At 54.8% G+C, this 12,867-nt stretch carries 15 protein-coding genes and 2 tRNA genes; 11 read left to right on the top strand and 6 right to left on the bottom strand.

Annotation, left to right across the window (positions count from 1 at the left end):
• Positions 1 to 3 precede the first annotated feature (3 nt).
• Complete coding sequence (locus FHW17_RS09690) at positions 4 to 651, bottom strand: glutathione S-transferase family protein (protein WP_112524205.1); 648 nt, start codon at positions 649 to 651, stop codon at positions 4 to 6.
• A gap of 167 nt (positions 652 to 818) precedes the next feature.
• On the opposite strand from FHW17_RS09690, the gene FHW17_RS09685 reads away from it, so the two are divergent.
• The 3 genes from FHW17_RS09685 (at position 819) to FHW17_RS09675 (ending at position 3,619) form a co-directional block, all read left to right on the top strand.
• Entirely contained in the window at positions 819 to 2,930 is a 2,112-nt protein-coding gene (locus FHW17_RS09685; RefSeq protein ID WP_182509722.1) for a molybdopterin oxidoreductase family protein, read from the top strand.
• 81 nt (positions 2,931 to 3,011) lie between these two features.
• Positions 3,012 to 3,317 (top strand): type II toxin-antitoxin system RelE/ParE family toxin, encoded by a 306-nt coding sequence (locus tag FHW17_RS09680; protein ID WP_182509721.1) that lies wholly within the window; start codon positions 3,012 to 3,014, stop codon positions 3,315 to 3,317.
• Complete coding sequence (locus FHW17_RS09675) at positions 3,314 to 3,619, top strand: addiction module antidote protein (protein ID WP_112524196.1); 306 nt, start codon at positions 3,314 to 3,316, stop codon at positions 3,617 to 3,619. Before FHW17_RS09680 ends, FHW17_RS09675 begins: the two co-directional genes overlap by 4 nt.
• 6 nt (positions 3,620 to 3,625) lie before the next feature.
• Here FHW17_RS09675 and purN read toward each other — a convergent pair whose 3' ends face one another.
• Positions 3,626 to 4,249 (bottom strand): phosphoribosylglycinamide formyltransferase, encoded by a 624-nt coding sequence (gene purN, locus FHW17_RS09670; RefSeq protein WP_182509720.1) that lies wholly within the window; start codon positions 4,247 to 4,249, stop codon positions 3,626 to 3,628.
• Positions 4,246 to 5,313: a phosphoribosylformylglycinamidine cyclo-ligase gene (gene purM, locus FHW17_RS09665; RefSeq protein ID WP_182509971.1), complete on the bottom strand. Its 1,068-nt coding sequence runs from the start codon at positions 5,311 to 5,313 to the stop codon at positions 4,246 to 4,248. The genes purN and purM overlap by 4 nt, the downstream gene beginning before the upstream one ends.
• 488 nt (positions 5,314 to 5,801) lie before the next feature.
• Between purM and FHW17_RS25440 the strand changes: the two genes are divergently transcribed.
• The 7 genes from FHW17_RS25440 (at position 5,802) to FHW17_RS09635 (ending at position 9,043) form a co-directional block, all read left to right on the top strand.
• The gene (locus tag FHW17_RS25440) at positions 5,802 to 5,999 is read left to right on the top strand and encodes a CDP-alcohol phosphatidyltransferase family protein (protein ID WP_348643721.1); all 198 of its coding nucleotides are present in this window, start codon (positions 5,802 to 5,804) and stop codon (positions 5,997 to 5,999) included.
• Positions 5,924 to 6,334 carry a CDP-alcohol phosphatidyltransferase family protein gene (locus FHW17_RS09660; RefSeq protein WP_348643729.1) on the top strand — a complete coding sequence of 137 codons (411 nt, stop codon included), beginning with the start codon at positions 5,924 to 5,926 and terminating at the stop codon, positions 6,332 to 6,334. The genes FHW17_RS25440 and FHW17_RS09660 overlap by 76 nt, the downstream gene beginning before the upstream one ends.
• A gap of 43 nt (positions 6,335 to 6,377) precedes the next feature.
• Positions 6,378 to 7,490, top strand: a complete 1,113-nt coding sequence (locus FHW17_RS09655) for an AI-2E family transporter (RefSeq protein ID WP_112524494.1) — start codon at positions 6,378 to 6,380, stop codon at positions 7,488 to 7,490.
• 21 nt (positions 7,491 to 7,511) lie between these two features.
• Positions 7,512 to 8,210 carry a DnaA regulatory inactivator HdaA gene (gene hdaA, locus FHW17_RS09650; protein ID WP_182509970.1) on the top strand — a complete coding sequence of 233 codons (699 nt, stop codon included), beginning with the start codon at positions 7,512 to 7,514 and terminating at the stop codon, positions 8,208 to 8,210.
• 241 nt (positions 8,211 to 8,451) lie between these two features.
• Positions 8,452 to 8,528: transfer RNA gene (locus tag FHW17_RS09645), tRNA-Pro, on the top strand.
• Between the two features lie 76 nt (positions 8,529 to 8,604).
• Positions 8,605 to 8,910, top strand: a complete 306-nt coding sequence (locus FHW17_RS09640) for an ETC complex I subunit (protein ID WP_091880282.1) — start codon at positions 8,605 to 8,607, stop codon at positions 8,908 to 8,910.
• Positions 8,911 to 8,966: 56 nt separating this feature from the next.
• A tRNA-Arg gene (locus tag FHW17_RS09635) sits at positions 8,967 to 9,043 on the top strand.
• Between the two features lie 91 nt (positions 9,044 to 9,134).
• On the opposite strand, the gene FHW17_RS09630 is transcribed toward FHW17_RS09635, so the two are convergent.
• Positions 9,135 to 10,361 (bottom strand): SGNH/GDSL hydrolase family protein, encoded by a 1,227-nt coding sequence (locus FHW17_RS09630; RefSeq protein WP_182509718.1) that lies wholly within the window; start codon positions 10,359 to 10,361, stop codon positions 9,135 to 9,137.
• A gap of 187 nt (positions 10,362 to 10,548) precedes the next feature.
• A complete protein-coding gene (locus FHW17_RS09625; RefSeq protein ID WP_182509717.1) occupies positions 10,549 to 11,787 on the bottom strand; it encodes a hypothetical protein in 1,239 nt (412 codons plus the stop codon).
• Between the two features lie 156 nt (positions 11,788 to 11,943).
• Between FHW17_RS09625 and FHW17_RS09620 the strand changes: the two genes are divergently transcribed.
• Complete coding sequence (locus tag FHW17_RS09620) at positions 11,944 to 12,450, top strand: GNAT family protein (protein WP_112524177.1); 507 nt, start codon at positions 11,944 to 11,946, stop codon at positions 12,448 to 12,450.
• A 26-nt stretch (positions 12,451 to 12,476) separates the two neighbouring features.
• Here FHW17_RS09620 and FHW17_RS09615 read toward each other — a convergent pair whose 3' ends face one another.
• The gene (locus tag FHW17_RS09615) at positions 12,477 to 12,857 is read right to left on the bottom strand and encodes a hypothetical protein (RefSeq protein WP_182509716.1); all 381 of its coding nucleotides are present in this window, start codon (positions 12,855 to 12,857) and stop codon (positions 12,477 to 12,479) included.
• Positions 12,858 to 12,867 lie beyond the last annotated feature (10 nt).

Raw genomic sequence — 12,867 nt, 5'->3', positions numbered from 1 at the left:
GAACTATTCCGGCCGCATATCGAAATAGGGCGTTGCCTCTTCAATCGCGCGGGCAAAGGAAGGCCTATGCATCAGGCGTTCCAGATAACCGGTCAAATTTGGATATCCCTCACCAATAGGCACGTCAAAATTGGCATAGAAAAGTGCTGGGGAAGCGGCGCAATCGGCCATGGTGTAGTCATTGCCAATGGCCCATGTTCGGCCCGCCAGATGCTTTTCCAGAATATCATAGGCGGTACGCAGTTTTTGCCTGGCATATTCAACGCCGAGGGTGTCATTCTGGCCTTCAGGGCGAAAATTGTCCGTAACAATCTTCTGCATCGGAACCTGCACATGCAGATCGAAAAAGCGATCATAAAACCGGGTATCGAATGCCAATTCCTGATCCGATGGCAGAAGCTTTACCTTGCCGGGAAAATGCTGTTCCAGATATTCGATGATCAGGCTGGATTCCGGAATGGTCTTCCCCCTGGCTTCATCGCGTAGCACCGGAAACTGCCTGACGGGCCAGATCTTGGCAAAGTCGGCGCTTTCCTTTTCGTCCATGAAGTTGACAATGCTTGGCTCAAACGGTGTGTCGTTTTCATAAAGTGCGGTCAGCACCTTCATGCAAAAAGATGACAATGGGTGAAAATACAGTTTGAGTGACATGTCGGACCTCCCATCCAGCGTCGAATAAAAATACTAAAGTGATTGCTTAACTATCAATTCAACAGCCGGTCGTCAAGCGCTGTCGCGACATTTCGCGCGTCCTGACAGGGACAAGAAGGACAATGCAGGCCATTTCAGCGGCGTTCAAACTGCGCTATGCATAAAGCATGAACAAAGCTGTCATCCTTCGCACTGGCCATTCAGCCTGTCCTCACGATTGCCCGTCCACCTGCGCACTGGATGTCGAAATGCTCGACTCAGGCCAGATTGGGCGTGTGCGCGGTGCCAAGGAAAACACCTATACGGCGGGCGTCATCTGCGCCAAGGTTGCCCGCTATGCCGAGCGTATCCATCACGCGGACCGGCTGTTGAAGCCGCTTATCCGTGGCGGTTCCAAGGGTGAGGGCGTCTGGAAAGAGGCAAGCTGGGATGCGGCGCTCGATCTCGTCGCCGAGCGTTTCCTGAAAGCGGAAGCCGAATACGGCTCACAAAGCATCTGGCCCTATATTTATGCGGGGACAATGGGATTGGTGCAGCGCGACTCCATGCATCGCCTACGCCATGCAAAAAAATATTCCAACCAGTTCGACAGTTTTTGCACCAATATGGCGTGGACCGGCTTTTTCGCTGGTACGGGCAAGCTTGGCGGTGTCGATCCGCGCGAAATGGCCAAATCCGATTGCGTGGTTATCTGGGGCACCAATGCGGCGGCAACACAGGTCAATGTGATGACCCACGCGGTACGCGCCCGCAAGGATCGTGGTGCCAAGATCGTCGCCATCGATATTTATGAGAACGCCACCGTTCGTCAGGCTGATCTCGGGCTGGTGCTGAAGCCGGGAACAGATGGAGCGCTTGCCTGTGCCATCATGCATGTGCTGTTCCGCGATGGTCTTGCCGACTGGGATTATCTCAACCGTTACACGGACGATCCCAAAGGATTGGAGGCGCATCTTCGCGATCGCACACCCGAATGGGCCGCTGCTCTGACCGGTCTTTCGATTGCGGAAATCGAAGAGTTCGCCCGCCTTGTCGGTACGACGAAAAAGACATTCTTCCGGCTTGGCTATGGCTTTACCCGCCAGCGCAATGGTGCGGTTAACATGCACGCAGCACTGTCGATTGCGGCTGTGACAGGCGCGTGGAAGCACGAAGGCGGCGGCGCATTTCACTCCAATTCAGGCATTTTCCGCATGGATAAGCGGGAAATCGAGGGACAGGCGTTCAAAGACACCTCTGTTCGCCATATTGACCAGTCGAAAATCGGCCTTGCTTTGACCGGCGACAAGGAGACGCTTTATGGCGGCCCGCCCGTTATGGCGATGCTGATCCAGAACACCAATCCGGCCAATGTCGCGCCGCAACAGCGTCTGATCAAGCAGGGCATGGCGCGCGAAGATCTGTTCATGGTCGTCCACGAACAGTTCATGACTGATACGGCAAAGATGGCTGATGTGGTGCTCCCGGCCACCATGTTCATGGAACATGACGATATTTATCGCGGTGGTGGCCAGCAGCATATTGTGCTTGGCCCCAAGCTCATCGACGGCCCCGGCGAAACCCGCCCCAATCTTTATGTCATTAACGAACTGGCCAAACGCCTTGGCGTAGGCGATCTGCCGGGCTTTGATCTTGATGCCAAGACGCTGATCGACAACATGATGGCTTCCAGCAATCTGCCGGGTTATGACGTGCTGAAAGAAATGCGCTGGCTCGACGTTCAGCCGGATTATGAAACTGCCCATTACGAAAAGGGCTTTAACTGGCCCGACGGCAAGTTCCGCTTCAAGCCCGATTGGACCGGCAGTCCATCGCCAAACCGTCCGCCGCAATCCATGGGCACGCAAGGACCATTCGAATCCCTGCCGCAGTTCCCCGATTATTGGGGAGCCATCGAGGTAGCGGATGCAAAACATCCATTCCGCTTGGGCACTTCACCTGCCCACAATTTCCTCAATTCAACCTTTGCCGAAACGCCGACTTCGGTTCTGAAGGAAGGGCGTCCGGAACTGCTGATCCATCCTGATGATGCTGCTACGCTTGGCATTGAGGAAGGCGCACGTGTGGAAGTGGGCAATGAGCGCGGCGAGGTGGTGGTTCACGCCCGTCTGCACACGGGCCTCAAGCGCGGTGTCGTGATCTCCGAAGGCCTGTTCCGCAACTCCGCTTTCGAGCGCGGTGAAGGGATCAACGTGCTCACCGGCTCCGATGCATCAGCGCCCTATGGCGGCTCTGCCTTCCATGACAGCAAGGTATGGGTGCGCCCCGCAGTGAATTGATTTTATTGATATATTTTATATTTTTCTGAAATTGAAATTTTAAGTACCTATACATTTTGACAACTGTGGTTTACACTTTCTATGAGATTGATTGAGAAGACGGACACTTTTTTAAGCTGGATTGATGGCTTGAGAGACCAAAGAGCCAGAGCCAGAATTGCGATGCGACTTGATCGCTTGATCGACGGCAATCCCGGCGACATCAAACTTGTCGGCGACGGCGTCAGTGAACTTCGAATTGATTATGGTCCCGGTTACCGCGTCTATTTCATCGAGCGAAACGACGTCTTGATTATCCTGTTGTGTGGTGGAGACAAGAGCACTCAGGATCGCGATATCAGAAAGGCAAAGACAATGGCTGCTGCTTTAAGGAAAGTAAGATCATGATAAAGTTGAGCCCATACGATACTGCCCAGCACCTCGATTCCGAAGAAATGATCGAAGAGTATCTGTTGGCAACGTGCGAAGATGGTACTCCGTCGGAAATAGCCCGCGCTTTGGGTAACATTGCGCGCGCACGCGGTATCACCGAGCTTGCCCAAAAAACCGGCCTTACCCGTCAAGCGCTATACAAAGCTTTGAGCGGTGAAGGTAATCCTGGATTGGCAACGATTACTAAGGTGGCTGACGCATTGGGACTCAAGCTGTCTTTGGTGCCTGTGGCGACCAAAAAGCAGGATGCTGCTTGAACTCTATCAATCGCTGAAAATGGTGCGTCCGCCTTGCATCGTAGCCTTGCCTGAAGCAACCAGCGCAAGGGCACCGGCATAGGTTTCGTGCTCCACGGATAGCACCCGTAATGCAAGGCTATCAGCCGTATCGCCATTAAGCACCGGTACGGCAGTCTGGGCTATGATTGGACCTTCATCCATGCCCGCCGTGACAAAATGCACGGTGCAGCCATGAACGCGAACGCCCGCTTCCAGAGCCTGCTCATGGGTGTGCAGACCCTTGAATAGCGGCAGCAGGGAAGGGTGAATATTGATCATCCGGCCTTCCCACGCCTGAACAAATTCCGCTGACATCAGCCGCATGTAACCGGCAAGGCAGACGATTTCCGCACCAGCCACGTGCAGCGCTTCAGAAACAGCTGCTTCGTGTGCCTGTTTTGTCGGATAGTCGCGATGGGGGATGGCATGGGCGGCAATGCCGTGTGCTCTGGCCGTATCCAGCCCGCCGGCATCCGCCTTGTTGGCGATGACAGCGACGATCTCTGCCGGATAGTCGGCTGCTTTGGCCGCTTCAATCAAAGCCGTCATGTTGGAACCGCGACCCGAAATCAGAACCGCGACACGCTTCTTTGGAGTTTTGTTGCTCACAGCGCCAGATTGCCCTGATAGACGACGCCCGTGTCAGTGCGGGCGACCATGGTGCCAAGCCGCACCGCATCTTCACCCTGAGCCTTTAGCGCTATCAGTACGGCGTCGGCATGTTCAGGCGCGACAACGGCGATCATGCCGATGCCGCAATTGAATGTGCGCAGCATCTCGTCGCGTTCGACGCCGCCGACCTTTGCCAGCCATGAAAACACTGGCGGCACCTTGATGGCCGAAAGATCAACGCTGGCTGTCAGGTCTTTTGGCAGCACGCGGGGAATATTGTCAGGAAAACCGCCACCGGTGATATGGGCCAGCGCCTTGATCGCGTTGGTCTCGCGGATTGCCGCCAGCAACTGCTTCACATAGATGCGGGTGGGGGTGAGCAATGCCTGTCCGAGTGTTGTACCGGGTTTGAACGGCGCATCCGCATCCCAGCCAAGGCCTGATAGTTCAACAATGCGGCGAACCAGTGAAAAGCCGTTGGAATGAACGCCTGACGAGGCGAGACCCAGAATGACATCACCCTCGGCAATATCGCCTGATGGCAGCAACTGGTTGCGTTCCGCTGCACCAACAGCAAAACCAGCAAGATCATAATCGCCATCGCGGTACATGCCGGGCATTTCTGCGGTTTCGCCGCCGATCAATGCGCATCCGGCCTGCAGGCAGCCTTCGGCGATGCCAGTGACGATGGCCGCGCCCTGATCCGGATCAAGCTTGCCGGTGGCAAAATAATCAAGGAAGAACAGCGGTTCGGCACCCTGAACCACCAGATCGTTGACGCACATGGCAACGAGGTCGATGCCGACAGTGTCGTGTACGCCCGCATCGATGGCGATTTTGAGCTTTGTGCCGACGCCATCATTGGCGGCGACGAGAACCGGATCGGTAAAACCCGCCGCTTTCAGATCGAACAGACCGCCAAAGCCGCCAATCTCGCCATCGGCGCCGGGACGGCGCGTCGAGCGCACGATCGGCTTGATCTTTTCGACAAGCAGATTGCCAGCATCGATATCGACGCCTGCCTGCGCATAGGTGAGGCCATTTTTGATCGTCATTGTCAGCTCCGGATTATTGCTGGCGAAATGCCACGACTCCGCCGCCGCTGCAAGCTCTGAGTGCCTCATGCCGGATGAAAACACCAGATATCGACAGTTTGGCAGCCTGAAAAGGGTGTGTGTGTGTGGTTCGTGGTTCGACAAGCTCACCATGAGGGAGAGTGAGGATGCAACGATAATCGTAGGAATCGCAGATCACAAAGGTTGCAGAGTTTAGCTCCCTTTCATCACCAATCCCCCTCATGGTGAGCTTGTCGAGCCACGAACCATATTGATGCAACTTCTATTTTATAGAGTGTGCAGAACCATACGGCGTGGTTCGACAAGCTCATTATGAGAGGATGGATAGGTTGCAGGGCGCTCTATTCTGCAATGCTGGCGATTAGCCTTGCATCCACACTCTCCCTCATGGTGAGCTTGTCGAACCACGAACCACGAACCACACACTACCAACCAGACCCATAAACAGAAGAAAATGCCAGGAAGCCGATAGCGTGACAATTCCCAATTACATCACCATCTTTCGCTTTATCCTCGTTCCCTTCATCGTCATGGCTCTGCTTTCCGGTTATGTCGGCGCGGCGCTGATCGGTTTTGTGATGGTGTCGATGGCTATATTGCCCGTCGCTATAACCAGCGCACGGAGCTTGGTGCCTATCTTGATCCCATCGCTGATAAATTGCTGCTGGTGACGCTGTTTGTCGTTCTCGGTTTCCTCAATGAATTGCCGGTCTGGCTGGTTGTCATCGTTGTTTCGCGCGATATCCTCATTATAGGTGCCGTGCTGCTCTCGACGGTGATGGCCAATCCGGTGGAAATGCGTCCGCTTCTCGTCTCCAAGGCGAATACGGCCCTGCAGATCATACTGGTGGCCTTCACACTGGCAGACATGACGTTTGAATTTTCGTTCGGCGCAGGCCGGATGATTCTGGTATGGGTGGTTGCACTCTTGACCGCAGCGTCCTCCACTGCCTATCTCGTGGCATGGACAAAACATATGGCAGGCTATGAGCAAATCCGTAAGTAAGACGAAGACGATCACACCGGCCGAGCATGACATCCACGTCGATGTGCAGGTGAACACGCTTGCCACCAGTGTGCGCCGTCAGGCGGTTTTCTGGACCGGCGCTGTCGTGTTCCTCGCCCTGTTCCTCTACATCTTCTCATCCATCCTGCTGCCATTCGTGGCAGGGCTTGTGCTTGCCTACTTCCTTGATCCTGTCGCTGACCGGCTGGAACGCCTCGGGATGTCGCGCCTTGTCGCAACCATCGTCATCCTGATCCTGTTTGTGGTCACGTTCGCGCTGCTGCTGATGATCCTCGTGCCGATACTCGCCTCGCAGATGACCGATTTTATCGCCCGTCTGCCAAGCTATGTGGCGCGCTTGCAGGAATTGATCGCCAACCGCGATTCGCAATGGCTGAAGGATTTCATCGGCGTTGATGCTTCCGTCATCCGCAACAGCCTCGATTCCCTGTTGCAGCAGGGCGCGGGCTTCCTTTCCACTCTGCTCCAGTCGATCTGGAGTTCGGGCAAGACGCTGATTGACGTTGCCGCACTCTTTGTCGTGACCCCGGTTGTGGCTTTCTACATGCTGCTTGACTGGGACCGCATGGTCCAAAGCATCGATAATCTTACGCCGCGCGATCATGTCCAGACCGTGCGCGATATCGCCAATGACATGAACAAGGCGATAGCCGGGTTTGTGCGCGGGCAGGGCACTGTGTGCCTGCTGCTTGGCATGATCTATGCCGTGGGCCTCACCATAGTTGGTCTGAATTTCGGACTGCTCATCGGCCTTTTCGCTGGTCTCATCAGCTTCATTCCCTATGTCGGTTCGCTTGTTGGACTGGTGCTGGCGATTGGCGTGGCGCTGGTGCAGTTCTGGCCTGATTATTTTTATGTGGGCGCTGTCGCTGTCGTGTTCTTCGTCGGCCAGTTCTTCGAAGGTAACATTCTTCAGCCGAAACTCGTTGGCTCCTCGGTCGGGTTGCATCCGGTCTGGTTGATGTTTGCGCTGTTTGCCTTCGGTTCGCTTCTGGGCTTTACCGGGATGCTGATTGCGGTGCCAACAGCTGCGGCCATGGGTGTTCTCGTGCGCTTTGTTATCAGTCGCTACCGGCAATCCCCGCTCTACACAGGCGATCCCCGCAAAATCGAGCAATCCAAAGAAATCCGGTGACATCAGGGCGGTATTGACTGTATTTCACTGGCCATGACCGATACACCGCGACAACTGCCGCTCGATCTTGGCCATGAGCCCGGATATTCGCGCGACGACCTGATTGTCACCGCCTCCAACATGGCAGCGGTGGATATTGTTGATCGCTGGCCGGAGTGGATTTCCCCGGTCGTTATTCTCGCCGGACCGACGGGATCGGGCAAAACCCATCTGGCCGCTGTCTGGAAGGCCGAATCGGATGCCACAGTCATTGACGCCGCGCATATCGGTGACGCGTCGGGCAAAAGCGGGCCATTTCTCATCGATAACATCGGCGATGGCCCCATTGATGAGGCTGGCCTGTTCCATCTCATCAACACCGTGCGCCAGAGTGGCTCAAGCTTGCTCATGACCTCGCGCCGTTGGCCTGCCAACTGGCCGGTGAAACTGCCTGATCTTGCGTCGCGCCTGAAGGCGGCAACGACGATGGAGATAGGTGAGCCGGACGATATGCTGCTATCAGGGGTGCTCTACAAGCTCTTTGCCGACCGGCAGATCGCCGTTGACCCCAATGTCATCAGCTTCCTTGTCAGCCATATTGAGCGTTCGCTTTCCACAGCCAGCCGCATTGTCGATAAGCTGGATCGTGCGGCGCTGGAGAAAAAATCAAAAATCACCCGTGCGCTGGCTGCCAGTGTTGTGACCGCCATTGATGAGGGGCAGGCGACATTCGATCTATGAGGAGAGGAGATATAAGCCGGCAGCCGCAGCGGAGTATGAAAATTCGGGCCTGAGTCGCAACAATACTTACAATTTGGTGTGCGATTTCAAGGCAAAGGGCAAATCAGCAGGATTTTGCATGCGGCTTTTCGGCCCTATTTCACGCCTGCACAGCAATTATGCGATTTTCATAAGTTTTCCTATTTCTGGCTATTGCTTTCCCGGTTCCGACTCTCTATTGCACACAACGTTCAAGTTGGAACGGAGCGTAGCGCAGCCTGGTAGCGCATCTGGTTTGGGACCAGAGGGTCGCAGGTTCAAATCCTGCCGCTCCGACCACTTTGACCGATGATGCTGCTGGTACTGAACCGAAGCCTGTACTATATCGGGATTTCAGACAAAGGGATTTTTTCTGATGGCAGCACGTATTTACAGCCCCGCAAAAACAGCAATGCAATCAGGCAAGGCCAAAACCGATGGCTGGATGCTTGAGTTTGAGCCGGAACAGCCACGTAAGGTTGAGCCGCTGATGGGCTACACGTCATCGGGCGATATGAAGAGCCAGATTCGCCTGTCCTTCGAAACGAAGGAAGAGGCAATCGCCTACGCGCAGAAGAACGGCATTGCCTATTCGGTGCAGGAACCCAAGGAAACCAGACGGCGTGTTGTTTCCTATTCGGAAAACTTCCGCTTTGATCGCAAGCAGCCCTGGACTCACTGACTGTTTGCATTTTGTTCGGATTTGCCGGCGATACTATGATCGCCGGTTAAAAAGCTGGTCCCGTAGCTCAGCTGGATAGAGCACCGGCCTTCTAAGCCGACGGTCGCTGGTTCGAATCCAGCCGGGATCGCCACTCTCTTTCAAGCGCTCAACTGTGTTTTCAGAATCAGTTCGAACCACCCGCCATAGCCAGACATCAAAACCTGCTGAGTTCCGGCACAGCTTTAGCGAAAGAGACCGAGGTCGACCGCTTCCGCCATTGCTTTGTAGCCGGCGGCGTTTGGATGCAGATGGTCGCCAACATCGAAATCGGCGCGAAGACGCGTCGGATTCGCCTGATCGCGCACGGTTGCATCAAAGTCGATCACCGCATCACAATTGTCCGGAGTGCGTATCCAGCTGTTAACTGCCTGACGTTTTGTCTCGCCCTCCGGAGTGTAATAATGCGCGAAGACCGTGCCCTCATAGGGCGTCAGGGTGGCGCAATAGGCTTTCACGCCATGCGCACGCGTGCGGGCAACAATCTGTTTCAGTCCGCCAATGAGATCTTCAGGCGTTACTGTCTGTTCGGACAGACCTGCCGATGTTGAATGGCCAATATCGTTGATACCCTCCATGACAACCACCCAGCGCAGCCCGGGAACCGAGAGCACGTCCCGATCCAGCCGGGAGAGGGCGCTGGGGCCGAACATTGCCTCCGGTAAATCGTGCAGCACACGGTTGCCACTGATTCCGGCATTCACGACACCGACCGCCGGACCACCTGATTTGGCCAGCCGTTCAGCCAGAATATCAGGCCAGCGCTGATTGGTGTCAGTGCCCGAGCCATAACCGTCGGTAATTGAATCCCCAAGCGTAACCAAGGTGCCGCCTTCGGCCATCACTTCGACCCGTGAAAGCATGAACCGCATGGTTTGCGTGGTCGCTTCCGGTAGTGCAGGCGTATCCGTGCTGTCACCGGACATGGACAGATAAGCAGTTTGCTCCGCCAATGGATGCACCACGGAAGGTCCGGTCCAGCGTGGTAAAAACAAGCTGACCGCCAAAGTGTCCAGAGCCGATACTTTCAGATCAATCGGGTCCGAGACTGCCGGGGCACCCGGCGGAACAGTGATGGAATTTGCGCCGCCAAATGTTACCGTCAGGCTGCTGGCAGGATCGATGGAACCGGGTGCATTGCCGGGACGGGCGATGCGGGCCGCGCCGATAACCAATGGCTGCGTGCTGGTTTCATTGGAGAAACGCAAACGAACCTTTGATCCGCCTGCGCTGATGCGGACAAACTGCCGTATCGTGGCATTGCTGAGTTCAGGGCCGATTGGGAATGCCGGGCTGGCGCCCCAACTTCCCTGCCATGCTTCTTGCGCACTGGCGCCAGATGTTCCTGCAAACAACGTTATGAGGCATGCCGCAGCTATGCTTGCCCGCAAAGATTTTCTGTATCGATTCATGGGGTTTTTCCTCGGATCGGCCATTGTTTCATAACGACGTCTTATTGGAGGCGTGCCGGATTATAAGCAGAACAGAGATCGCGCAGCAACCGGCTTTGGCGGCGAAGTAATTGGGCCCGGCAGTTTGACCATGACTGCCGCGGCGCAGTTTCGCTATCGGATGGCAATGCCGACGATTGATGAGTGGTCAGAGTGACGAAATCTTGTCCGTGAGAGCGACCCAGCCGCCCGGCTCCATAATCAAGGCCAGAACATCGTAATGTCCGTAAGCGGCCAGTGCCGATCTTCGGGTGAAAAGTTCATTGACTATTTTGGTTGCATTACCCGCGTCCCGGTCGAAGTAGAAGTTTTGACGCGCCTTTCTGACGGTCGTCTCGAATTCGGATGACGGCTTTCGGTTGGATGGCGGGGAATGCTCGTCCAATGCTTGTCTGGCTGCTGCCAATCCCATCCCGGTCAAGCGTGGGGGGCGGGCTGCATTTGCCAGCGTCTCATTGGCAGCTTTAAGACCCATACCTGTCAGGCGGGGAGGCCGCGGATGGGCCAGATAATCCTCACGCGCAAAATATTCCTCGGTCAGACCATTCCTGCGGCAATACGAACGAAACTGCTCCTTGTAAGCGAGCCAATGAAGCATCATCGCAAGTCTTGCACAACTCTTGGCATGATAGGCTTTGTCAAACGTCTTCACTGCCGACGATGTCGCGTTGATCCCCGCGTTTACGCCCGCCGTAACGATCTCACCGAGCACAGGAATGGCGCTGGTTACAAGCTTTGATCCCTCAATTCCTGCCTTGTGCGCCTTCAGTTTAATGACTTGATTGATTAATGTGGAAATTCCTGCACTTTCCTGCTCGGCGGTCTGCCGGGTCTGCGGCCTCTCTGCTTCCAGCGAGGCTATTTCCTTTGCCAGCTGTTTCAGTTTTGTCAAATGCACTGACGTTGCGCCAACCGTGTTGGATTGCTTCAAAATGGATACGGGATTGACTGGCAGGTATCCGAGCGATCCTATCGAGGCCGCAGAACCTGCGATGCCGACGCCCGTTCCTGCAAGTTCTTTGTATTTTCGCCGTTGCAGGTATTTGAGGGTGGCGGGACTTTCGATTGTCAGATCACCGGTGCTGTGGCCATGGCTGACAAACAGGGGATTCGGGCGAACGTCGATTTTCCCGGTCTTTGCGCCGTGCGCCTTTTGCCCCGCATCAGCCCCGGAGTTTACCAAGGCTGCAAACCCATTATCGTGGCCGCCATTTGCCGAACCGAAAGCGACATCAAGACAAATGGCAGCAATCTCCGTTACGGAGAGCGGCGCATTCTTCCAGTCGTACTTCCCTTTCTTCTGGGCTTCTTGCTCTATTTTTGTATCTGTTGATGATCGACTGCGGAGGGGATTTGAAAATGAAAGTCTGTCGAAAAGATTCCGCATTTCCGCAACTCCAATTAAGACCAGCTAATCTGAGGGGAATGTAATAGTGATGGAACAGGCACCAATGGAACATAGGTGGCTCCTTCAATCAAGGTTTCTTGGCATCACTCAATAGTGTATTGCCGCAATACCACTCATGCCGTGCGAGAATTTCCAATGGACCAGTCATCCGTCGTAACGATATCACCTGTCACACCAGAGAATATCATCAGCTTTCACCAGGCGCTTGATATGGTGTCTCGTGAGCGGCGATATCTGACATTTCTTGAAGCTCCTCCATTGGATCGCTTCCGTGAATTCGTGACAACCATGATCGCGGACGGAAATCCTCAATATGTTGCACTGGCAGACCAAAGGGTCGTCGGCTGGTGTGATATTCGCCGGCATTTTCATGCCGCGCATGCACATCGGGGAACTCTCGGCATGGGAATCATTGCGTCATATCGCGGGCAGGGCCTCGGCTTCCGGCTGATTGATGCAGCCATGAAGCAAGCAAGAAAGGCGGGTTTCGTTAGGATTGAACTCGGTGTGCATGCTGACAATGAACGAGCCATCGCTCTTTATGAAAAGGTTGGTTTCATAAGGGAAGGGGTTGCGCGCGACGCAGTGTTTATTGATGGCAGATATGTGGATACCGTCAACATGGCCGTAATCTACAGGTAGATTCCGTTTCTTGGAACTTGAGATGCCTATTCAGGGTGAAATGTCAGTTCGACATTGCTCCACAGATCATATTTCTCCGGATCAAGCTTGAACGGTTGGGAACGGAGCACCGCTTGGAGTGCCCGTTCTTTGGCTTTCGCGACCACTTCGCTATTGCTGCCCTGACCGGAAACAACAGGTGAGCCCTCTATCGCCCCATCTCGGGTCAGTTTGAACCTTATAACGACGATCACGTCACGATTATCCTTAAGTTCCTCGTCTGTGAGTATGCGAACTTTGGTTCTCTCCATAGGCGAGGTATCCAAGGCAGTTCCGGCATTTTCCGCCATTGACGGCAAGGCCGCCAGCCCGAAGCACAGTGCGGCAGAAATAGCGATTCCCAGACGTTTGATTGACTTGGTTTGCATCGGTTTCCCC

Source organism: Phyllobacterium sp. P30BS-XVII (assembly GCF_014138335.1).
In the GTDB taxonomy this organism is placed as follows: domain Bacteria; phylum Pseudomonadota; class Alphaproteobacteria; order Rhizobiales; family Rhizobiaceae; genus Phyllobacterium; species Phyllobacterium meliloti.
The sequence above is the reverse complement of the archived record's forward strand: the minus strand, read 5'-3'. Positions and strand labels throughout refer to the sequence as shown.